Origin of the sequence: Sedimentimonas flavescens (assembly GCF_025154035.1) — a bacterium.
GTDB classification, from domain to species: domain Bacteria; phylum Pseudomonadota; class Alphaproteobacteria; order Rhodobacterales; family Rhodobacteraceae; genus Rhodobacter; species Rhodobacter flavescens.
In genome coordinates this window covers 105,018-126,233 of the sequence record NZ_JAOALJ010000002.1, presented here as the reverse complement: position 1 = coordinate 126,233, position 21,216 = coordinate 105,018, and the positions used below count along the sequence as shown (strand labels likewise).

At 65.6% G+C, this 21,216-nt stretch carries 18 protein-coding genes and 1 tRNA gene; 10 read left to right on the top strand and 9 right to left on the bottom strand.

Features of this window, described 5'->3' with window-relative positions; all coding sequences use genetic code 11:
* Positions 1–4: 4 nt before the first annotated feature.
* From N3C64_RS03890 to N3C64_RS03875, 4 genes are all read left to right on the top strand, one after another.
* Complete coding sequence (locus N3C64_RS03890) at positions 5–2,761, top strand: helicase-related protein (protein ID WP_260012110.1); 2,757 nt, start codon at positions 5–7, stop codon at positions 2,759–2,761.
* 3 nt (positions 2,762–2,764) lie between these two features.
* Complete coding sequence (locus N3C64_RS03885; protein ID WP_260012107.1) at positions 2,765–3,079, top strand: RNA-binding S4 domain-containing protein; 315 nt, start codon at positions 2,765–2,767, stop codon at positions 3,077–3,079.
* 108 nt (positions 3,080–3,187) lie between these two features.
* The gene (fdxA, locus tag N3C64_RS03880; RefSeq protein WP_218628484.1) at positions 3,188–3,526 is read left to right on the top strand and encodes a ferredoxin FdxA; all 339 of its coding nucleotides are present in this window, start codon (positions 3,188–3,190) and stop codon (positions 3,524–3,526) included.
* Between the two features lie 314 nt (positions 3,527–3,840).
* On the top strand, positions 3,841–4,350 hold the full coding sequence (locus N3C64_RS03875) for a CarD family transcriptional regulator (RefSeq protein WP_218628483.1): 510 nt from the start codon (positions 3,841–3,843) through the stop codon (positions 4,348–4,350).
* Positions 4,351–4,398: 48 nt separating this feature from the next.
* Here N3C64_RS03875 and N3C64_RS03870 read toward each other — a convergent pair whose 3' ends face one another.
* The 5 genes from N3C64_RS03870 to N3C64_RS03850 form a co-directional block, all read right to left on the bottom strand.
* A complete protein-coding gene (locus tag N3C64_RS03870) occupies positions 4,399–6,288 on the bottom strand; it encodes a monovalent cation:proton antiporter-2 (CPA2) family protein (RefSeq protein WP_260012103.1) in 1,890 nt (629 codons plus the stop codon).
* 153 nt (positions 6,289–6,441) lie between these two features.
* Positions 6,442–9,150 (bottom strand): hypothetical protein, encoded by a 2,709-nt coding sequence (locus N3C64_RS03865; protein ID WP_260012100.1) that lies wholly within the window; start codon positions 9,148–9,150, stop codon positions 6,442–6,444.
* Positions 9,151–9,303: 153 nt separating this feature from the next.
* The gene (locus N3C64_RS03860) at positions 9,304–10,587 is read right to left on the bottom strand and encodes an O-acetylhomoserine aminocarboxypropyltransferase/cysteine synthase family protein (RefSeq protein ID WP_260012098.1); all 1,284 of its coding nucleotides are present in this window, start codon (positions 10,585–10,587) and stop codon (positions 9,304–9,306) included.
* Between the two features lie 80 nt (positions 10,588–10,667).
* Positions 10,668–11,663: a GT-B fold glycosyltransferase domain-containing protein gene (locus tag N3C64_RS03855; RefSeq protein ID WP_260012096.1), complete on the bottom strand. Its 996-nt coding sequence runs from the start codon at positions 11,661–11,663 to the stop codon at positions 10,668–10,670.
* A 118-nt stretch (positions 11,664–11,781) separates the two neighbouring features.
* Positions 11,782–11,865: transfer RNA gene (locus tag N3C64_RS03850), tRNA-Tyr, on the bottom strand.
* Positions 11,866–12,061: 196 nt separating this feature from the next.
* On the opposite strand from N3C64_RS03850, the gene rlmB reads away from it, so the two are divergent.
* Together rlmB and N3C64_RS03840 are read left to right on the top strand one after the other, a co-directional pair.
* Positions 12,062–12,844 carry a 23S rRNA (guanosine(2251)-2'-O)-methyltransferase RlmB gene (gene rlmB / locus N3C64_RS03845; protein ID WP_260012093.1) on the top strand — a complete coding sequence of 261 codons (783 nt, stop codon included), beginning with the start codon at positions 12,062–12,064 and terminating at the stop codon, positions 12,842–12,844.
* Positions 12,845–13,030: 186 nt separating this feature from the next.
* Entirely contained in the window at positions 13,031–13,450 is a 420-nt protein-coding gene (locus N3C64_RS03840; protein WP_260012091.1) for a CoA-binding protein, read from the top strand.
* 77 nt (positions 13,451–13,527) lie between these two features.
* On the opposite strand, the gene N3C64_RS03835 is transcribed toward N3C64_RS03840, so the two are convergent.
* The 4 genes from N3C64_RS03835 to N3C64_RS03820 are packed head-to-tail and all read right to left on the bottom strand — an operon-like array spanning position 13,528 to position 17,546.
* Positions 13,528–14,832 (bottom strand): NAD(P)/FAD-dependent oxidoreductase, encoded by a 1,305-nt coding sequence (locus tag N3C64_RS03835; protein ID WP_260012089.1) that lies wholly within the window; start codon positions 14,830–14,832, stop codon positions 13,528–13,530.
* A 4-nt stretch (positions 14,833–14,836) separates the two neighbouring features.
* Complete coding sequence (locus N3C64_RS03830; protein ID WP_218628475.1) at positions 14,837–16,204, bottom strand: glutamine synthetase family protein; 1,368 nt, start codon at positions 16,202–16,204, stop codon at positions 14,837–14,839.
* A 38-nt stretch (positions 16,205–16,242) separates the two neighbouring features.
* Positions 16,243–16,863, bottom strand: a complete 621-nt coding sequence (locus N3C64_RS03825; RefSeq protein ID WP_260012086.1) for an FMN-binding negative transcriptional regulator — start codon at positions 16,861–16,863, stop codon at positions 16,243–16,245.
* A gap of 2 nt (positions 16,864–16,865) precedes the next feature.
* Entirely contained in the window at positions 16,866–17,546 is a 681-nt protein-coding gene (locus N3C64_RS03820; protein WP_260013071.1) for a type 1 glutamine amidotransferase, read from the bottom strand.
* Positions 17,547–17,747: 201 nt separating this feature from the next.
* Between N3C64_RS03820 and N3C64_RS03815 the strand changes: the two genes are divergently transcribed.
* The 4 genes from N3C64_RS03815 (at position 17,748) to N3C64_RS03800 (ending at position 21,199) form a co-directional block, all read left to right on the top strand.
* Entirely contained in the window at positions 17,748–18,188 is a 441-nt protein-coding gene (locus tag N3C64_RS03815; RefSeq protein ID WP_260012085.1) for a hypothetical protein, read from the top strand.
* A gap of 118 nt (positions 18,189–18,306) precedes the next feature.
* Entirely contained in the window at positions 18,307–19,401 is a 1,095-nt protein-coding gene (locus N3C64_RS03810; protein ID WP_260012083.1) for an ABC transporter substrate-binding protein, read from the top strand.
* The gene (locus N3C64_RS03805) at positions 19,398–20,456 is read left to right on the top strand and encodes a FecCD family ABC transporter permease (protein ID WP_260012076.1); all 1,059 of its coding nucleotides are present in this window, start codon (positions 19,398–19,400) and stop codon (positions 20,454–20,456) included. Before N3C64_RS03810 ends, N3C64_RS03805 begins: the two co-directional genes overlap by 4 nt.
* Positions 20,456–21,199, top strand: coding sequence for an ABC transporter ATP-binding protein (locus tag N3C64_RS03800; RefSeq protein ID WP_260012073.1), 744 nt, complete (start codon positions 20,456–20,458; stop codon positions 21,197–21,199). The genes N3C64_RS03805 and N3C64_RS03800 overlap by 1 nt, the downstream gene beginning before the upstream one ends.
* Positions 21,200–21,216: the final 17 nt, after the last annotated feature.

The following is a 21,216-nucleotide window of genomic DNA, read 5'->3' as shown; positions in this document are numbered from 1 at the left end:
AAAAATGTCTGCGCGTATCACGGCCGTGCTGGGGCCGACCAACACCGGCAAGACGCATTACGCGATTGAACGCATGCTAGCGCATCGCACCGGCGTCATCGGGCTGCCGCTGCGGCTTTTGGCGCGCGAGGTCTATGACCGGATCGTCAAGGCGCGCGGCCCCTCGGTCGTGGCGCTGGTCACGGGTGAGGAGCGCATCGTCCCCGAGCGCACGCAGTATTGGGTCTGCACCACCGAGGCCATGCCCGATGTCGGTGCCGATTTCGTCGCCCTCGACGAGATCCAGCTTTGCGCCGACCCCGAGCGTGGCCATGTCTTCACCGACCGCCTGCTGCACGCGCGCGGCCTGCACGAGACGCTGTTCCTCGGCTCGGAGACCATGAAAGGCGCCATCGCGGCGCTGCTGCCCAAGGCACAGTTCACCCGGCGGGAGCGTTTCTCGGAACTCAAGTGGGCAGGTTCGAAAAAGATAAGCCGGATGCCGCCACGCAGCGCCATTGTCGGCTTTTCGGTTGAAAATGTCTATGCCATCGCCGAGCTGATCCGCCGCCAGAAGGGTGGCGCGGCGGTCGTCATGGGGGCGCTCAGCCCGCGCACGCGCAATGCGCAAGTCGCCATGTATCAAAACGGCGATGTCGATTACCTCGTTGCCACAGATGCCATCGGCATGGGCCTGAACCTAGATATCGAGCATGTCGCCTTTTCGGCCACGGCGAAATTCGACGGGCGCCGGATGCGGCATCTCTTCCCGCATGAGCTTGGCCAGATCGCCGGACGGGCAGGGCGGCACACGATGGATGGCACCTTCGGTGTGACCGGTGAGGCCTCGCCGCTGCCGCCCGAGGTGATCGACGCGGTCGAGAACCACCGCTTTGCCCCGATCCAGCGTTTGCAATGGCGCAACCCGCGGCTTGAGTTCGGAACGCTGCCCCGGCTGATCCAGTCGCTTGAGGAAAGCCCCGGCGACGAATGGCTGACGCGCGGGCGCGAGGCGGACGATCTGCGTGCTCTCAAGGCACTCAGCGAGTATCCGGAAGTCATCGACCGGGTGCGGCACCCAAATGATGTGCGTCTGCTCTGGGATGTGTGCCGAATACCCGATTTCCGCTCGATCTCGCAGACGGAACATGCGACTTTGCTGGCGCGTATCTTCGGCTTCCTGCAGGGCGGCAAAGGGATCCCTTCGGACTGGCTGCGTGGCCAGATCGAGCGGATCGACCGGGTGCAGGGGGACATCGATGCGCTGTCGAAACGGCTCGCGTTTATCCGCACCTGGACATACGTGGCGCAGCGCAAGGGCTGGGTCGATGACGAAAGCCATTGGCGCGAGGAGACTCGCGCTGTAGAAGACCGCCTGTCGGATGCGCTGCATGGCGCACTGACCCAACGATTTGTGGACCGGCGCACCGCTGTGTTGCTGCGCCGGCTCAAGCAGAAGGAGACCCTCGTGGCCGAGGTGAACGACAAGGGTGAAGTGATGGTCGAAGGCGAATTCGCTGGCCGTCTGGACGGATTCCGGTTCCGGCAGGATGCGACCTCCTCGCCCGATGAGGCGAAGATGCTGGCACGTGCCGCCTACGAGGCGCTGCGTCCCGAGTTCAACCTGCGGGCGGACCGTTTCTACAACGCGCCCGACACCGAGATGGACTTCACCGAGCAGGGTGGCCTGATGTGGGGCGAGATCGCCGTCGGCAAGCTCGTGAAGGGCTCTGAGCCGGCGAAACCCTCGGTCGAGGCCTTCGTCGATGAAGAGGCCGGTCCCGAGGTTGCCGAGAAGGTCAAGCGCCGTCTGCAGCATTTCATCGACCGCAAGGTCGCAACCCTGTTCGAGCCGCTTCTGGCGATCAGCCGTGACGAGGCCCTGACCGGACTTGCGCGTGGCTTTGCCTTCCGCCTCGTCGAGGGCATGGGCATCCTGCCGCGCGAAGGCGTGGCCGCAGAGGTCAAGGAGCTTGATCAGGACGCTCGCGGCGCGCTGCGCAAGCACGGCGTGCGCTTTGGCCAGTACACGATCTTCATGCAGGCGCTGCTCAAGCCCGCGCCGACCCGTCTGCGCCTGGTGCTTTCGGCGCTCTGGGAAGGCCTGTCGGAATTTCCCGAAAGCCCGCCTCCGGGTCTGGTGACCATCCCGCATATCCCCGAAGTGGGTATGCAGGCCTATACGCTCTCGGGCTATCGCCCGGCAGGGTCGCGCGCGATCCGCATCGACATGCTCGAGCGTCTGGCCGACCTGCTGCGCGGTCAGGACAGCCGGGGTGGCTTCGAGGCCAATCCCGATATGCTCTCGATCACCGGTATGACGCTGGACCAGTTCGCCGACCTGATGGAGGGCCTTGGCTACAAGGCCGAGAAGGGCGAGCGCGAAAAGACCCGTCCGGTGGCGGAGCCGAAGGCCCCCGAGGCTGGGGCTGAGAACCCGATCCCCGAGGATGCCTCGCCGATCGCCGAGGCTGAGGCCGAGGCGGCCTCTGCCGCGCCCGAGATGGAAGTGTTCTTCACCTTCACCTGGGCCCCGCGTCCGCGCCACAACCCGCGCCCCGAGCGCGCGCCGCGCCGCGACGGTGGCGAGGGCAAGCGCCGCGAGGGCGGCAAGCCCGAATTCCGTGGCGAGCGCAAAGGCGGTGGTAAGCCCAAAGGCAAGGGCAAACCGCATGAGGGCAAGGGCGCGCGCCACTTCGAGGCTCGCCCGCCCAAGAAGGAAAAGCCGATCGACCCCGATAGCCCCTTCGCGATCCTCGCGGCTCTGAAGGACAAGAAGTAAGCGATGGCGCACGGATCTGACCGGATCCGTATCGACAAGTGGCTCTGGCACGCGCGGGTCGTCAAGACGCGCGGGCTGGCTGCCGATCTGGTGCAGGCCGGGCGCGTGCGCGTGAACGGCCAGCGCATCGACAAGCCGGGGCGGGCGGTTGGCCCCGGAGATGTCCTGACGGTCAGCGTTGCAGGGGCCGTGCGCGTCATCCGGATCGAGGGCTGCGGTGAGCGTCGCGGCCCGGCGAGTGAGGCCGCGACCCTCTATACCGCGCTTGACGAGCCCAACGTTCCGCACGCGGCGCCCGAAGCCGAACGCCCGTTCTGAGTGCGGGGCCAGATCGCCGCAGCCCGGCTTTTCTGTGACACTCTCCCTTGATTGATCCGCAACGCCCCGCTAGGTATCGCCAGAACCTAAACGATCCGGGGTTGCTCCATGACCTATGTCGTCACCGATAACTGCATCGCCTGCAAATACACCGACTGCGTCGAAGTCTGTCCCGTGGACTGCTTCTACGAGGGCGAGAATACGCTGGTGATCCACCCCGACGAATGCATCGACTGCGGCGTGTGCGAGCCCGAGTGCCCCGCCGACGCGATCCGCCCCGATACCGAGCCGGGAATGGAAGACTGGGTCGAGTTCAACCGCAAATACGCCGAACTTTGGCCCGTGATCACGCAGAAGAAAGACCCGATGCCGGATCACGAGAAGTATGATGGCGAGCCCGGCAAGCTTGATAAGTACTTCAGCCCGAATCCGGGCCAGGGCGACTGATTCTCATCTCGGTCCGGCGTGCCCCTGATTCGGGTCGTTCACGGCGCATGACGCAACGGAAGGCGTGAGGCTTGTTGCCCTTCAAGGGCTTGAGTTTCTGCATTCGCATAACAGTGATGCTTTGCCGCGCTTTGAATCGGTCCAATTTTGTGCTACATTATTGTGACATTGGAGTTTGATCCCGCCCTCGCAGACCTGCTCGCCTGCCGGGGGTTTATCTTTGACTGCGAGAGGCATCGCGGAGCTTAAAGCGCCGTGGGTGTCTTGTGCGCTGTCGGATAGGGTGAACGCCCCGGCTGCAAGGAAGCGACTGAATGACCAAGACCAAGAAAACCGAATTCCGCCCGGACGATTTCGTTGTTTATCCCGCACATGGTGTCGGCAAAATCATGTCGATCGAAGAGCAGGAGATCGCTGGTATCCGTCTCGAACTCTTCGTCATCTCGTTCGAGAAAGACAAGATGACGCTGCGCGTTCCCACCAACAAGGCCGTCGATATCGGTATGCGCGGGCTCAGCTCGCCCGAGGTGGTGACCCGTGCGCTCGAAACGCTGAAAGGCAAGGCCAAGGTCAAGCGGGCGATGTGGTCGCGCCGCGCGCAGGAGTATGAGCAAAAGATCAACTCGGGCGATCTGCTGTCGATCGCCGAGGTCGTGCGCGATCTGCACCGTGCCGATGATCAGCGCGAGCAGAGCTATTCCGAGCGTCAGCTTTACGAAGCCGCGCTGGAGCGTCTGACCCGCGAAGTCGCCGCCGTGTCGGGCACCGACGAGGCTGGCGCCGCAAAGAAAGTCGATGACGTTCTGGTTGGTCGCGCCGCCTGATCGCAGGTAGATTTACGCAAGACGGGCCCTTCGGGGCCCGTTTTCGTTTCAGCCCTCTTTCGTGACGCCCGCGTCGGCTGGCCGGTCATCGGCATCGATCTTGCTGGTCCGGCGCGAGAACCGCTCCATCATTTCGGCTTCAAGTTCTGCGTTCAGCTCGCGCGTGCGCTTGATGTATTCGGGGTTCTGTTCGACCGGAACGCCGGGCTTCCAGACCTGTGCCAGATCGCGCACTGCGGCGCGGTCGAGCTTGAAGAAGGTCTTTTCAAGCTCGGCGGCTTCGAATTCGCTCAGCCCGACATTCTCAAGCACGTAGCGCGCGCAACGCAGCGAAGAGTCGAACATCTCGCGCACGATGTCGTCGGCACCGGCCCGGTAAAGCTCGAACACGTGAATACGATCACGCGCGCGGGCGATGATGTGCAGGTCCGGCCGCAGACGCCGCGCATAGGCCACAAGCCGCGTGGTCGAGGCCTTGTCGTCGAGGCATACGACCAGCACGCGCGCCTTGGCCAGCCCGGCGGCGGCCAGCAGATCGGGCCGCGTCGGGTCGCCGAAATAGCTCTTGAAGCCGAAGGTCCGCATCAGCTGCACGGTCTTGAGATCGGCATCCAGAACGGTCGTCTGAAAGCCCGACATGGTGATCATGCGGTTGACCACCTGGCCGAAGCGGCCAACCCCGGCGATGATGATAGGTTGCTGCTCGTCGATCTCATCGGCCGAGGGGCCATCTTCGTCGCGCCGGAACCGGGCGAGTTGCTCGTGCGCGATGAACAGAAGCGGCGTGATCAGCATTGAGAGCGCAATGATCAGCAGGGTCTTTTCCGCGATAGCGGCCGGCAGGATGCGTTGTCCGACCGCGAAGGACACCAGCACGAAGCCAAATTCACCGGCCTGCGCCAGCCCGAGCGTGAACAGCGTCTTGTCCCCGCCTTTCAGCCGGAAGGCCCGCGCAAGGACGTAAAGGATCGCTGCCTTGAGGCCCACCAGAGCGAAAACCAGAAGCACGGTCGTGACCGGTGCTGCCGTGAAGACGGTGAAGTTGATCCCCGCGCCTACGGTGATGAAGAACAGCCCCATCAGCAGGCCCTTGAAGGGCTCGATATCGCTTTCCAGCTCGTGCTTGAACTCGCTGTCGGCCAGAACGACGCCCGCGAGGAAGGTGCCAAGCGCGGGCGAAAGCCCCACGAGGTTCATCAGCGAGGCGATGCCGACCACGATCATCAGCGCCATCGCGGTGTTGATCTCGCGCAGCTTGGCGGCGTGGACGAAGCGGAAGAGAGGACGCACCAGCAGGTGACCGGCAAGGATGACAAACGCCACCGCGGCCAGCGTGATCAGCGTTACCCCCCAGCCCGGCAGGCTGTCGATGAAATGGGCAACAGCGTTGTCGGAGGCTTCGGCCTTCGACAGTGCCCGCGCACCGGGCAGCGCCAAGAGCGGCATCAGCGCCAGCATCGGGATGACCGCGATATCCTGCGTCAGTAGCACCGCGAAGGCCGAACGCCCGCCTGCGGTCTGCATCAGGCGCTTTTCGTTCAGCGTTTGCAGCACGATAGCGGTCGAGGAGAGCGCGAAGATCATCCCAAGCGCGAGCGCGATGCGCAGCGGCTGCCCCAGCAGCAGCGCCAGCGTCGTGACCGCCGCGACTGTCACCAGCACCTGAAGCCCGCCTAGCCCGAGCAGCTTGTCGCGCATCGCCCAAAGCGCGCGGGGCTCCAGCTCCAATCCGATCAGAAACAGCATCATCACCACGCCGAATTCGGCGAAATGCTGAAGATCGGTCATTTCCGAGCCGGAAAGCCCCAGCACCGGGCCGATCAGGATGCCCGCCATCAGATAGCCTAGAACCGAGCCGAGCCCCGCCCGCGAGGCGAGCGGCACAGCGATGACCATCGCAAAAAGGTAAAGTGTGGCTTGAAGGAGGAAGCCTTCCATCGGGTGCACTATCTGGTTGGGCTACGCGGGGCGCGGCGCGAATGGGGGAGGAAAAAATGGTGGACCGGCTCTAAGCCTAGAGAATGTTGGACTGGGCGCAAGGCGAAACGGGCGATGTTTCGCGGCTGTTACCCGAGTTGATCGGATCGCGCCTTAGCTCCCTTTCAGAAGCGTCAGCGTATAGTTGCGAGAGCCTTTCTTATAGGTCAGTTGTCCGGCTCCGATGGCGGTCACCTTGCCACCATCCAATCGATCGCCGACCGAGACCTTGACGTACTTGCCACTCGACAGGCGCACCAGCGCGCGGCGGTTCGAAGACGAGCCATAGACCCCGATCAGATTGATTTCCTTGAGGTCTATGGCGTTTTTCAGCGTTGCCTGCTTGGCCACCGAGGCAGAGGTGGGCAGCTTGGGGGCGACCGAGACGGGCTCGGGTTCGTCCAGTTCCTCGGGAGGCGGCTCGATCGCGGTCTGGCGAGCGGGGGCTGCGGCGACCTGGGTTGCTGCCGGGGCGGGTTCGGCGGCAATCGCGGCGGCCAATGCGTTCTCGACCGAGGTAGTGAAGTTGCGCGGTTTCGCAGGTGGGCGGCGCGAGACGGAAACCGCGCGCGCCGTGGCGCTGGCAAGGGCGGCGGTTTGCGCTTCGGCGGCGCGGGCGGCCTCGGCTGCGGCGGCCTCGTCGGCGGCGCTTGCGGTCGCGAAGGCACTCGCGATCGAGGCCGGGCGCGCCTTCGGTTTCGCGTTGGCCAAAAGCGCCAGACGAGTGCTTTGCTCGGGCGTCAGCGCGGCACCGTCGTCGGTCTCGGGTGCGCTGGCCTCGGGGGCGGGTTCTGGCGTGGCAGCCTGTGCTGCCGCTTGCGCGGCGGCTTCAATGGCGGCGGGGCGGGGCTTGGGACGCAGACCTGCCAGCGCCGGATCGGCGTAGGGGGCGGGTTCCTCGGCCACGGTCGGGGCGGCGGCGGGCGCCGCTGCGGCCACCAGCGCGGCGGCGGCGATCGCTTCGGGGCGCGGCCCGGGCAGGCGCGGGGGCTTGCCCGCGTAAAGCGTGAAGTCGCCCGGCATGACCACGCCTTGCGGTGTGGGTTGAATGTCGCCCTCGGGTGTCAGCCGCGCAAGCTGCTCGAAGGGCGGCGGCGGCGGCGGCATGACCGGTTGGCTGTCGGTGAGGCTTTCAGCCGGGGGCAGCGTCGCCGTGGCGGTCGTGTCGCGCAGAGCCGGATCGGCCGTCGAGATCGACGAGAGCGACAGGTTCGGCGCCGGAACGATCTCGGGGCTCGACCGGGTTGGCTCGGCAGGTTGGGGCACCGCCGGGGCCGGTTCCGCCGCGGCTTGTTCCGTAGCGGGGGGCGGCGCGGCGGTTTCGGTCGCGGCCGGTTCGGGTGCGGGCTTTGCCGCAGGCGCCGTGATTTCGGGTGCGGGCGCTGGTGCCTGCGTTTCCAGACTTGCGACCTCGGCAGGCGGGGTGTCGTCGCCAAGGAAGCTTGACCAAAGCGCGACGATACCAAGGAACAGCACCAGCCCTGCCGTAAGCTTCAGCCCAAAATGCCTGGGCTTTCCGCCTGTGAGGGCGGGCTGGAAGCTGCCAAACGGGCTGGCAGCGGGTTCGGCCTCCTCCGGAGCGGTGGCAGGTTCGTCATCCAGTTTGGGTTTGAGGCTTTTCACCAGCGCCTTGCCCGCGCTGTCGCCCAGTTTCACCGTGCCGCGCGCGGCCTTGTCCAGCCCGGCTTTCGCGGCGCGTTTCAGCGTTTCGGCGGCGCTGCGCAGATCCGTTTCGGGCAGCGCCAGGCCCGGCGCCGTGACCCCGGCCGAGCCGCTTTGCATCAGCTTGGCCTTCTGCTCGGGCGGCATGGTGCGCGGAGGCATCGGGTGCAGCCGCGCCGCACCGCCCAGACGGGGCGTGACACCAGCATCGTCGGCGCGCGCGGCAAGTTCCGGCGTGCGACGCGAACTGAAGGCGGGAACGGGGGCCTCGGGTTCTTGCGGCTGCTCGGGGCTTTCTTGCGGCTCGAGCTCCGCCTGCGGCGTATCCGGCACAGCGGGTTCGAGCGGTTCTTCGGCCAGCGACAGCTCTTGCGGCGGCGCCTCCTCTGCCGGGGGCAGGTCGGGCACGAAGGGCGCGTTCAGCGCCAGTTCCAGATCGGTAAGAGCCTCTTCATCGTCGGCATCCTCCTGCTCAGGCACCGGGGGCTCGGCGGGGGCTTCCGGCTCGGAAGGAAGGGCGACCGAAACCTCCGGCAAGGCTTCTTCAGCAATAGGCTCGGGCGCAGGTTCGACATCCGGCTCTTCGGTCGCGGCCAAGAACTCTTCCAGGCTGACCTGCTCGACAACGCGCACCGGGTCCTGATCGCGGTCAACGCGCGCGCCTTCGGGAAGGTGCTGGGCGGCATTGGCGGTGAGGCCAAACCACGGCTCGCCACCGAACTGCCCCGGCTCGGGCAGGGCGACGAAGGAGATCGGGCAAAAGCCGTGCGACTCGGCGAAGGCCTCGGCCTCGGCCAGGGTTTCGCGCGCGACGATGGCGACCTGCACGGTTTCGCCATTGCCGGACCAGTCGAAAATGAGATCCTCGACGGGGTAGGGCGTCATCCCCTCCAGCGCGGCGGCGATCTGGCTGCGGCGCTGCGCGGTGCGCGGTCCGGGGGCGCGAACCTCGGTATAGAGGATCTGCGAGGCGGGGATGATCAGTTTCGAGGTCAGACCACGCGGTTCGGCCGAAAGGGCTGCGCGGCGCAGGCCGGTCAGCGCGCCTTGCAGGTCATCGACCTCAAGCGAGACCTCGCCCAGCCTCGCCCAGCCATCGGCCCGGCGATGCAGAAGGCCAATGCCGTCAAGCGAGAGATTGAGCGCGAAGCTGGGTTTCATTCCGGTGGCTCTGGCTGATCGAAAGGGGCGCGGATTCACCCGTCGCGACCCTTCGTAAAGCAGTTTGCCGCCTGTGAAAAGCGCCCCGCCCGAAAGGGGCGGGGCGATGGTCGGGTTTTTGCCGGTCGCGGGCGCGAATTGCCCGCGAAGGCATCACGCCGTGGCGACGGCCAGCGCCTGATCGAGATCGGCGATCAGGTCGGCGGCATTCTCGATGCCGATCGACAGGCGCACCACGTTCGGCGCGGCGCCTGCGGCAACCTGCTGCGCCTCGGTCAACTGGCGGTGCGTGGTCGAGGCCGAGTGGATGATCAGCGAGCGCGCATCGCCAAGGTTCGCCACATGGCTGAACAGCTTGAGATTGTTCACCAGTTTCACGCAGGCATCGTAGCCGCCCTTGACCGCCACGGTGAACAGCGCCCCGGCCCCCTTCGGGCAGACGCGGTTCGCGCGCTCATGCCAGGGCGAGCTTTCGAGGCCCGCATAGGTCACGTAGTCGATGCGCGGATCGGCTTCGAGCCAGGCGGCGACGGTCTTGGCGTTGGCGACATGCTTGTCCATGCGCAGGCTCAGCGTCTCGATCCCCATGAGCGTGTAATGCGCGCCCTGCGGGTTCATCGTCATGCCCAGATCCCGCAGGCCGATGGCGATCGAGTGGAAGGTATAGGCCATCGGGCCGAGTGCCTCGTGGAATTTCAGCCCGTGATAGGCAGGCTCGGGTTCCGACAGCGAGGGGAACTTGCCCGAGGCCGACCAGTCGAACTTGCCCGAGTCGACGATGACGCCGCCGGTGACGGTGCCGTTGCCGGTCAGGTACTTGGTCGCCGAATGCACGACGAGGGTCGCGCCATGCTCGATCGGGCGGCACAGGTAGGGCGAGGCCAGCGTGTTGTCGACGATCAGCGGCAGGCCCACCTTGTCGGCGACGGCCGAAACGGCGGGCAGGTCGGTGACATAGCCGCCGGGGTTCGAGACCGACTCGCAGAAGATCGCGCGCGTGTTGTCGTCCACCGCGGCCTCAAGCGCCTCCAGATCGTCGAAATCGACGAATTTCGCCGACCAGCCGAAGCGTTTGATGGTCTGGCTGAACTGGGTGATCGTGCCGCCGTAAAGACGGGTTGAGGCGATGATATTGCAGCCCGGCATCATCAGCGGGAAGAGCGCCATGATCTGCGCCGCGTGCCCCGACGAGCAGCAGACCGCACCGACACCGCCCTCAAGCGCGGCCACGCGATTGGCCAGCGCCGAAACGGTCGGGTTGGTCAGGCGCGAGTAGATGTAGCCCACCTCTTGCAGGTTGAAGAGGCGCGCGGCGTGCTCTGCGTCTTTGAAGACATAGGCGGTGGTCTGGTAGATCGGCACCTGGCGCGCGCCGGTGGCCGGATCGGGCTCGGCCCCCGCATGCACTTGCAGGGTGTCGAAGGAATAGTCGGTCATGGGCCCCTCCCTAAACGAAATCGGGGGGAGCCTAGCCGTGGCCCCGATGGGCTTCAATCACATTCGATTGCACGCATGTTTCAGCGCAGCCAGAGCCCCTCGCGGCGGATCGCGTTGCGCAACGCCTGTTCGCGCCGGGGCAGGGCGCTGCGGTCGAACAGGGCCCGCAACGCGCGACCTTTTCCCTGATAGATCAGTTTCTTGGGGGGCTCATAGGCCTTGAGGATCTTCTTCACTGGATTGGGCGCGCAGACCTGTTCGACCATCTCGACCGCGGCATCGCCTTCGCGCGCATAAAGTAAGGGCAGAGCGCGGTAATGGCAGCTGACATCGCCATCCAGCCCCGCCAGCTCCGGCCCCGGACGCCCCCCGCCAAACGAGTGGATCACCAGCGGCAGGGCGATCTGATCGAGCCACGGATCGAGCGACTGACAGGCCAGCTCATCGGGCGTATCCCAACGGATCGCATGGGCGTAATGCAGGAAACGCTCGCCAAAGGCCTGCGCATCGGCGCCAAAGAACCAACCCGCGTTGAAGTAGAGATACCGCTCCCAGTGTTCGTCGAACTGGCTCAGATCGAGCGAACTTTCGAAATCCAACCCGAAGCGGTCGTAAAGCGCCTTCCAGATACCCGTGTAACCGGGGCCGTAAAGCGGCGGTGCGGGCCAGGTCCCCTCGCGCCGCATCGAGGCTGAGGGACGGTGGAAATCGAACGCCACCGACGCAAGCGGGCCGGTGAACACCGTATCCGTGTCGAAAAAGACGAAGGGGGCCGCGGGAAGGGCGGCCATCGCCTCGATCTTGTTGCCCTGCGGGTAGGACTCGCCAAAGTGCCGGTTCTCGAAGGGAATGAATTCGACGCCTTCTGCCAGCAACAATTCGCGCACCGGCTCCGATATCTGTGTGGGCTGCGACCAGCGCACCCCCGAGGGCTCGGCCATCAACAGCCGGCCCCGAAAGCCCGGGTTCGCCGCGCGGAACGAACGCGCGAAGATGATCGCCTCATACTCCAGCCGCCCCGCCTGAACGACGCAGAAAACGTTGTAATCGAGAGGGTTGTCAGCCGAAGTGCCCATGGGTCCGCAGTCCTGAATGCTTCGGCACTATAGCGGAATTCGGCAGGGGGGGAAGGCACTCACCCGCCGCGAACGGCGGGGCGCAGGCCCCGTGTAATCACCATTCCTGAGAGGGGGATGGTGGGTGACCCTGGAATCGAACCAGGCATGGGTCTCCCCGGCGGAGTTACAGTCCGCTGCCGCACCTTGCAGCTCGTCACCCGACGTGGGGCGGGGAATACCGAAGGGGGCGGGGGGCGTCAAGGGGGGCAGAACGCGGTGCGTGAAGAAAATCGCACACGCCGCCCAGGGGCCGAAATTTGCCCCTTGGACCCCCTGCATAACGCCGCCTGCATCGGCGGCAGGCTTGCGATTTTGTGCATTTGCGCGCATCAACGGCGGCAATGCAGGAGTAAGACATGAAAAAGCCGAGCTGGGTAATCGACAAGGAACGCGCCAAACGCGCCGCCGCCGCCGAGACGGTCTGGCTTTTCGGCCTGCACGCCGTGCGCGATGCGCTGATGAATCCCGCGCGGCAAAAGCTGCGCCTCGTGCTGACCAAGAACGCCTCGGACAAGCTGCTCGAGGCGATCGCGGCAAGCGGGGTCGAGCCCGAGATCGTCGATCCGCGCAAGTTTGACAATCACGTCACTCTGGCCCCCGATTCCGTCCACCAGGGCGCGGCGCTTGAGGTCAAACCGCTCAACTGGGGTTCGCTCGAAGAGGTCTGCCTGACCGGCCGCGGCGCGCCGCTGGTGGTGATGCTGGATCGCGTGACAGACCCGCATAACGTCGGCGCGATCCTGCGCTCGTCCGAGGTCTTCGGCGCCCGCGCGGTCGTGGCGCCCGCACGTCATTCGGCCCCCGAAACCGGGGCGCTGGCGAAAACTGCCTCGGGGGCGCTGGAACGCCAGCCCTATCTGCGCGTCACCAATCTCGCCGATGCGATGGAGGAACTGCGCGCCATGGGATTCGTGCTGCTCGGCCTTGCGGGCGAGGCCGAGATGACCCTTGCCGAGGGCCTTGCCGAAGTGGGCACCCGCCCCGTTGCGCTAGTGCTGGGTGCCGAGGGGCCGGGCCTGCGCGAAAAGACGCGCGAGACCTGCGACAAGCTCGTCAAGATTCCCTTCGCGGGGGAGTTCGGTTCGCTCAACGTCTCGAACGCGGCGGCGATTTCACTCTATGCCGCAGTGAACCGCTGAGTTCACAAGGACGCGAGATCGCCGTGAGGCCCTTTAATCGGGATTTTACATACCTATCTCATGATTGTGGAAGCGCGGTTGCGGAACCTCCGCGCTTCGGTTCACTGTCCCTCGTTCCGCCACTTGGCGCCCAGCCCTTGGCTTGGGCGCCTTTTTCTTTAGTGTCGCACTAAAACGGAGCGCGCCATGCAAGATCCTGAAATTCGAAACATACTGACCGAGACCCGGACCATCGCCGTGGTGGGTTTTTCCGCCGATCCCGGTCGCCCCTCGCATTACGTGGCCGAGTTCCTTCAGGCGGTTGGCTATCGCATCATTCCGGTCAACCCCGGCCTCGCGGGGCAGGTGATTCTGGGCGAAACCGTCTATGCGGACCTCGCCGCGATCCCCAAAGAGATCGCCGTCGATATGGTTGACATCTTCCGCCAGTCAAGCGCCGTGCCCGCCATTGTCGAGGCCGCGCTGGCGAACCTTCCCGCGCTGCGCACGATCTGGATGCAAATCGGCGTCCAGCACGACGCTGCGGCCGAAACCGCAGTCGCCGCGGGCAAATCCGTGATCATGAACCGTTGCCCCAAGATCGAATACCGCCGCCTGATGGCGTGATCCCTTTCTTCTTGGACAAAATACCTTGCAGGGGTGAATGCTCCGCAGGAGCAGAGGGGGGCGCATAGCCCCCCTTCTCAGATCCCCAGCTTGTCGCGCAACCCGTAGAAGGTCATCCCCGCCACAAGGATCGGCCAACGCAGATAGCCGCCGCCGGGGAAAGGGTATGTCGGCACCGAGGCCATCATGTCGAACCCGTCGCCCGTCGCGGTCACCGCCTGCGCCATCAGCTTGCCCGCCAGCGTCGCCAGCGCCACCCCATGCCCCGAGAACCCCGAGGCCGAGAGGCAGTTCGGCGAAGGCCGCCCGAAATAGGGCATCCGGTTGAGCGTGATCGCCAGCGTTCCGCCCCAGGCATGGGTGATCTTGACGTCGCGCAGTTGCGGATAGACCTGCAGCATCGGCACCCGCGCCTTGGCGGCAATGTCGCGCGGAAAGCGATAGGTCACCGACTCACCGCCGCCGAAGATCAGCCGGTCTTCGTGCAGGCGCCAGTAGTTCACCACGAACTTGGTGTCATGCGCGGCGATGTTCTCCGTCAGCAACTCGCGCGCGCGCTCCCCCAAGGGCTCGGTCGCAACGATATAGTTGTTGAGTGGCATGACCCGCGCGGTCACCTTGGGTTCCAGCCGGTCGAGATACCCGTTCGCGGCCAGAATCACATGCTCGGCCTCGACATGGCCTTGCGCGGTTCGAACGCGGCTTTTCTGTGTGCCGGTGCCATGTTCGATCCCGGTCACGACCGAGGTTTCATGGATCACCGCGCCCGCCGCCTCGGCCAGGCGCGCCATGCCAAGCGTCAGGTTCAGCGGATGTACATGGCCCGCGCCACGGTCGACGTCGCCACCGATATAACGCTCGGACGGGATCAGCGCGCGCAGCCCGTCACGGTCGAGCGGCGTGATTTGATCATATCCGTAATGCGTCGCCAGATGCTCGGCCATCTCATGGGCATGGGTGACCTCGGAGGGCTTCAGCGCGGCATGGGCGATGCCGCGATATGTCGGCACGCCTGCGCGCGCGGCCAGATCGTAGGTCAGCGCCTTGGCCTCTTCAGCCAGATCCCACAGCCGCCGCGCGGCGGGCTTGCCCATCATCTTTTCAAGCTCGGTCACCTCGAGCCGTTGGCCCGAGCCGATCTGCCCGCCGTTGCGCCCCGAGGCGCCAAAGCCCACCCGGTGCGCCTCTAGCAGGATCACGCGGCGCCCGGCCTCGGCCAGATGCAGCGCAGCCGCCAGCCCCGTGTAGCCCGCGCCGACGATGCAGACATCGGCCTGCACCGCCCCTTGCAACGCCGCCCGTTCGGGCGCGGCATCCCGCGTATCGGCATAGAAGCTCGCCGGGTAGTGGCCCGGTTTGTCATTCGCGAAAAGCAGGTTCATGGCATCACACGTTCAGCAGCAGGTGCTCACGCTCCCAGGGCGAGATCACTTGCAGGAACTCCTTGTATTCGTTGCGCTTCACCGCCTCGTAGACGGTGCAGAACTCGATCCCCAGCACCTCGCGCACCGGCGCGGAATCGGCCAGGATGTCCAGCGCGTCGCCCAGATTGTAGGGCAGGTCGGTGTCGCCCATATAGGCATCGCCCAGGCATTCGGGGCGCGGCATCTTGCGCTCCTTGAGGCCCAGATAGACACAGGCCAGCGTCGCCGCCAGGCCGAGATAGGGGTTGCAATCCATCCCCGCCAGACGGTTCTCGACCCGCCGCGCGGCCGGCCCCGAGATCGGCACCCGCAGGCCCGTCGTGCGGTTGTCGCGGCCCCATTCGAGATTGATCGGCGCAGCGAAATCAGGGACGTATCGGCGGTAGCTGTTCACATAGGGCGCCAGCAGCGCGATCACCGCCGGCAGGTGGTTTTGCAGCCCCGCGATGGCATAGAGGAACTCTTCGCTCTCGCCGCCATCGGCTTCCGAGAAGATATTCTCGCCGGTCTTGGTGCTGATGATCGACTGGTGGATATGCATGGCCGAGCCGGGCTCGCCCTCGATCGGCTTGGCCATGAAGGTGGCGAAGCAATCGTGGCGCAGCGCGGCCTCGCGGATCAGACGCTTGAAGAAAAAGATCTGGTCGGCCAGCGCGACCGGGTCGCCATGGGCGAGGTTGATTTCGATCTGGCCCGCGCCGCCTTCCTGCAAGATGCCGTCGATCTCGAAGCCCTGCATCTCGGCGAAGTCGTAGATGTCGTCGATCACCTTGCCGTATTCGTCCACAGCCGACATCGAATAGGCCTGCTTGCCAGCCGCGCGCCGCCCCGAGCGACCCATCGGCGGAATAATCGGCTGGTTCGGGTCGAGGTTGCGCGCAACAAGGAAGAACTCCATCTCGGGCGCGACGATCGGCTTCCAGCCCTCGGCCTCGTAGAGGCTGACGATATGCTTGAGCACGTTGCGCGGCGCGATCGGAACCGGGTTGCCCTGCTGGTCGTTCACGTCATGGATCACCTGAAGCGTGACGTCGGCGGTCCAGGGGGCGGCTGTCGCGGTCGAATAATCCGGGGTCAGGATCATGTCCGGCTCGGTGAAGGCGCCGATCGGGTTCTCGGCCCATTCGCCGGTGATGGTCTGTAGGAAGATCGAGTTCGGCAGGAAGAAGCGATCCTGAAACTGGAATTTCGAGGCGGGCATGGCCTTGCCACGGGCAACGCCCGCGACGTCGGCGACGATGCATTCAACCTCATCGAGGCGGCGCCCGGCGACATAGTCACGGGCAGCTTGCGGAATTTGATCGAGCCAGTTGTCGGTGTTCGAAGACATTTTCATAACTTTCCAATGGTTTGCGTGAAGGGTGAGCTTCACGCACCAGGGTCTGGCATCAGGCGGGCGAGCGGGTCGCCCTCGGCCATCATGCCCGCGCGGACGCCGACGCGGTCCTGGGCGGGCCGGTTTTGCGACAGCTTGAGCTTGCCTTCCATCGTTTCGACGAGGATCTCGAGCCCGACAATCCCGCGCATCTGCGCGGCGACGAAACTCTCGGGCGCATCAGAAACCGCCCAAGGGTCCGCGCGCACGCCTTCCTGCTGGTCGGTCAGGGCGTCCAGTTGGTTGCGCAGGAATTCGGTACTGGTATCGAGCCGCGCCTGTCCGCGCACCTGCACCATGGCGTAGTTCCAGGTCGGCACGACCTTTCCGGCCTCGGCCTTGGAGGGATACCACGAGGGCGTGACATAGCTGTTGCCCGCCTGGAACACGACCAGAACCTGAGGGGCCGCAGCCAGTTCCGCCAGTTGCGGATTGGCCCGCGCCAGATGGGCGCGCAGGACGTGGCCGCCCGCGCGTTCTTCGATCAGGAAGGGGATCGGGTTCGCCATCACGCCCGCCGGACCCGAGGAGATCAGCAGCCCCAGCGGCGCCTGCGCGATCAGCGCGCTCAGCTGCTCGGGGTCGGTCTCGGCGAAGGCGGGCAGGCGATACATGATCAGCCCCGCGGCTTGTGGAAGAAATCCGCGATCCGGTCAGCAATGGTTGCGGATTGATTGGGCTGGTTGAGACGCGCGCGCGCAGCTTCCATCAGCGGATCGGGCACGAGGCCCTTGCCGCGCGCATGCATCAGGCCATCGACGAAGCTGTCGGGAAACTCCGGGTGGGCCTGCACGGTAAAGGCGGTATCGCCATAGACCAGCGCGGCGTTCTCGCAAAACTCGTTGCAGCCGGCGACCTCGGCCCCCTCGGGGCGCTCGGTTACTTGGTCGCGGTGCCAGGCGTTCAGCGTGATCTTCTCGCCGCCGAAGTCGTAATCCTGCGGGCCCACGGCCCAACCGCCCTCGAACCGCTCAACCTTGCCACCCATCGCCTGCGCGATGATCTGATGGCCAAAGCAGATGCCTACCAGCGGCACCTTGGCTGCGACGAGCTTGCGGATGAAGTTTTCAAGCGGCGCGATGAAGGGATGATCTTCATAGGCACCGTGGCGCGAGCCGGTAATCAGCCAGCCCTCGCATTCGTGGATATCGGCCGGGAACTCCATGTTCTCGACGTGATAGGTGCGGAAGGTCAGGCCGCGATCCGCCAGAAGGCGCGCGAACATGTCGGGGTAGTCGCCCGACGCGTCCCGAAGAACATCGGGGGATTGGCCGGTTTGCAGGATGCCGATCAGCATTGTCGTCTCATTGCTTGGATGGGCAAAGCCTAGCGGGGCCGATCCCATGCGGCAAGGGGGCTTGCTGAATAATTTGATCAAATATTTTCATCTGAGCGAAGAGATGCTGACCGGGCGGGCCGCGTCGGAGCGCCGCAGGGCGGTCCAAGAGGCTTGAGGCGCGGGGCCTTCCTGCGTAACCCTATGCGGCAGGAAGGTCACATGGCATTGGCACAGGCGCATCACCCTCGGCCCACCGCCTCCCGCAAGCTGCGCGGGTTTGCGGTGCGCGCGCTGTTTGCGCGGCTGGTGCCGATGGTCCTGCTGCTGTCGCTGTTCCTTTCGGGGATCGTCCCGCAGGGGATGATGCGGGTGGCCGATGCCGACTCGACCCGGCTGGTGCTGTGTACGCCCGAAGGGCCGCGCGACATCTGGATGCGCGCCGACGGTTCTGTCAGCGATCAGGCGCCGCTTCCCGACGAGAACCACGAAGTATCGAAATGCCTTGCGGTGACGCTCGCGCTGGCGGCCGTGCAGGATGCCGCGCTTGCGGCGCATAGCCCTGCGAGTTTCGCGCCCTTCGTTCCTGATCTGGCGGTGTCCCGGCCTATCGTCGTGGCCGAATGGCGCCCCGCGCAGCCCCGCGCCCCCCCTCTGGCTTGATCCGCTGAACCGCCGCTATGGCCGGGCGTGTTCTCGTGAGCGCCGTCTTGCGGCTCGCTCATTGCGCATATCGGTGCCGCCATGCCTGCGGTGCCGCGATCAACCCAAGGATATCAAAATGAAACTCGCTAAACTCGCGGCGCTGTCGGCGCTGCTCATGTCCACGGCCCCCGCCATGGCTGAAATCACCGTGACCGATCTGGACGGACGTACTGTCATCCTTGAACGTGTCCCCGAGCGCGTGGCGCTTGGCTTCTACTACGAGGATTACCTGGCCGTGACCGGTGCCGAGGGCGCCGCCAAGATCGTTTCGTTCTCGCGCGCGCCCTGGGCCGATTGGCGCCCCGGCCAGTGGCAACGCTACACCGCAGCCTTTCCAGCGCTTGAAACCCTGCCCGATTTCGGCAGCACCGATGACAACAGCTTCTCGGCCGAGGCGCTGATTGCCTCGAAGCCCGATGTGGCGCTTCTGGCAAGCTGGCAGACGGCGTCTCTGGGCGAGCCGGGCGTGAAGCAGATCGAGGATGCGGGTATCAAGGTGATCGCGCTCGATTACAACGCTCAGACGCTGGAGCGGCACCTGATGTCCACGCGGGTTCTGGGCGCTGTGATGGGCCAACCCGAGCGCGCCGAGGAATTGGCGCAGATGTATCAGGCCAAGACCGAGGACACCGCCGCGCGCATCGCCAAGGCGGGGCCGTCGAACAAGAAGATCTATGTCGAACTGGCGCAGAAGGGCCCTGGCGAGGTGGGCAACAGCTACGGCAAGGGGATGTGGGCCGGTGTGATCGACCTTGTCGGCGGCGCCAATATTGCCAAGGGCCAGATCGAGAACTGGGGGCCGCTTTCGCCCGAATATGTCATTGCCGAGCAGCCCGATGTGATCCTGCTCGCGGGGTCGGAATGGCTCAACAAGCCCGAAGCGGTGCTCTTGGGCTTCGGCGCTACGGATGAGGCCGCGCAGCCGAAGATGGCCGCCTATGCCGCGCGCGCGGGTTGGGCCGATCTGCCCGCGGTGCGTAGCAAGCAGGTCTATGGCATCTACCATGGCGGCAACCGCACGCTGTCGGATTTCGTCTATGCCCGCGCGATCGCCAAGGCGCTTTATCCCGAGGCCTTCGCCGATGTCGATCCGGCGGCTGAGCTGAGCGACTACTATGCCAAGTGGATGCCCGTCATGGCGGACGGGCTGTTCGTGACGCAGCTGAAATGAGCGTGCAGGACCGGCTCGACACTTCGGTTCGGGCGTGGCGGGCGCGGTCTGCGCGGCGTGGGGCGGCGGTAGGCGCCGCCCTGCTTCTGCTGGTCGGGTTGGTGCTGGCTGATCTGATGACCGGCCCCTCGGCGATGTCGCCGGGGGCGCTGTGGCAGACCTTTCTGGCCGGACCGCAGGGCGCCGACCGGGCGGCTGCGGCGATCCTGTTTCAGATCCGTCTGCCGCAGACGGTGATGGCACTGATCGTGGGCGGTGCTCTTGGGCTGGCGGGGCTGATGATGCAGACGATCCTCGCCAACCCGCTGGCCTCGCCCTTCACTCTGGGGTTCTCGGCGGCGGCGGGCTTTGGCGCGGCGCTTGCGATCATGTTCGGCTCGGCGCTGATCGTGCCGGTGCCGACTTGGCTACTGACACCCCTCTGCGCCTTCGTCGCGACCCTCAGCGCGACCGCGCTTGTGTGGCTGGTGGCGCGTCTCAAAGGCAGCCAGCCCGAGGTTCTGGTGCTGGCGGGCATCGCGGTTCTGTTCTTCTTCCAGTCGCTACAATCTCTGGTGCAGTTCATGGCCTCGCCCGAGGTCTTGCAGCAGATCGTCTTCTGGCTGTTCGGCTCGTTGCTCAAAGCGAACTGGACGGCGGTCAAGACGGCGGGGGTGATCGTTGCCCTCTGCCTGCCGCTGATCGCGCGCGAGACCTGGGCGCTGACGACCCTGCGCATGGGCGAGGCAAATGCCGAAAGCCTCGGGCTCGATACCGACGCGCTGCGCCGCCGGGTCTTCCTGATCACCGCGGCGCTGACGGCAGCGGCGGTGTCATTCACCGGCACGATCGGTTTTGTCGGGCTGATCGCGCCGCATGTGGCCCGCGCGATGGTGGGCGAGGATCACCGCTTCGCGCTGCCCTTCGCGGCGCTGACCGGGGCGCTGATCCTGGTCTCGGCCTCTGTGGTGTCCAAGCTCTTGTCCTCGGGCGCGGCGATACCGGTCGGGATCGTGACTGCCGTGGCGGGCATTCCGATGCTGGCCGCCGTCATCCTGACCCATAGGGGGAACTGATGTTCGAAATCACCCTTCCGGCGCTGCGGCGTGGCCGTAGCCTGGTTCTGCAACCGATGGAATTGCGCCTGCCTGCCGGATCTCTGACCGGCATCGTCGGGCCGAATGGCGCGGGTAAATCGACGCTGCTGCGCGCCATCGCCGGGCTATCGCCCGAGCGTGCGATCCTGCGTCGCGCGGGCCGTGTGCTCGATCGCGCCGCAGTGGGCTTTTTGCCGCAAAGCTTCACGGTGCGGGCCAATCTGTCGGTGCTCGATTGCGTCTTGCTGGGGCGGCGCGAAGGGTTGGGTTGGAGCGTCCCGCCCGCGATGATCGCGCAGGCACGCGATATCCTTGGGCGTTTCGGGCTGGCCGAACTGGCCGCGCGCGGGATGAACACGCTTTCCGGCGGGCAGCAGCAGCGTGTTCTTCTGGTGCAGCGGCTGTTTCGCAATCCGCAGCTTCTGGCGCTTGATGAGCCCACCTCGGCGCTGGACCTGCATCACCAGCTTAGCGCGCTGGCCGCGTTGCGCACCCATGCGCGGCAAAGCGGCACTGCTGTGATCGCGGCGCTGCACGACCTGACGCTGGCTGCGCGGTTTTGCGACCGGGTCATGGTGCTGGGCGAGGGGCGGTTGATCTGCCACGACACGCCCGAGGGTGCGCTGACGCCCGAGCGCGTCGCAACGCATTGGTGCGTGACGCCCGAGTTGTTGCGCGACCGCGATGCCTGTCTGGTCGTGGTGCCGCATACGGTCGAGTAAGCGGGCCGCCCGACACT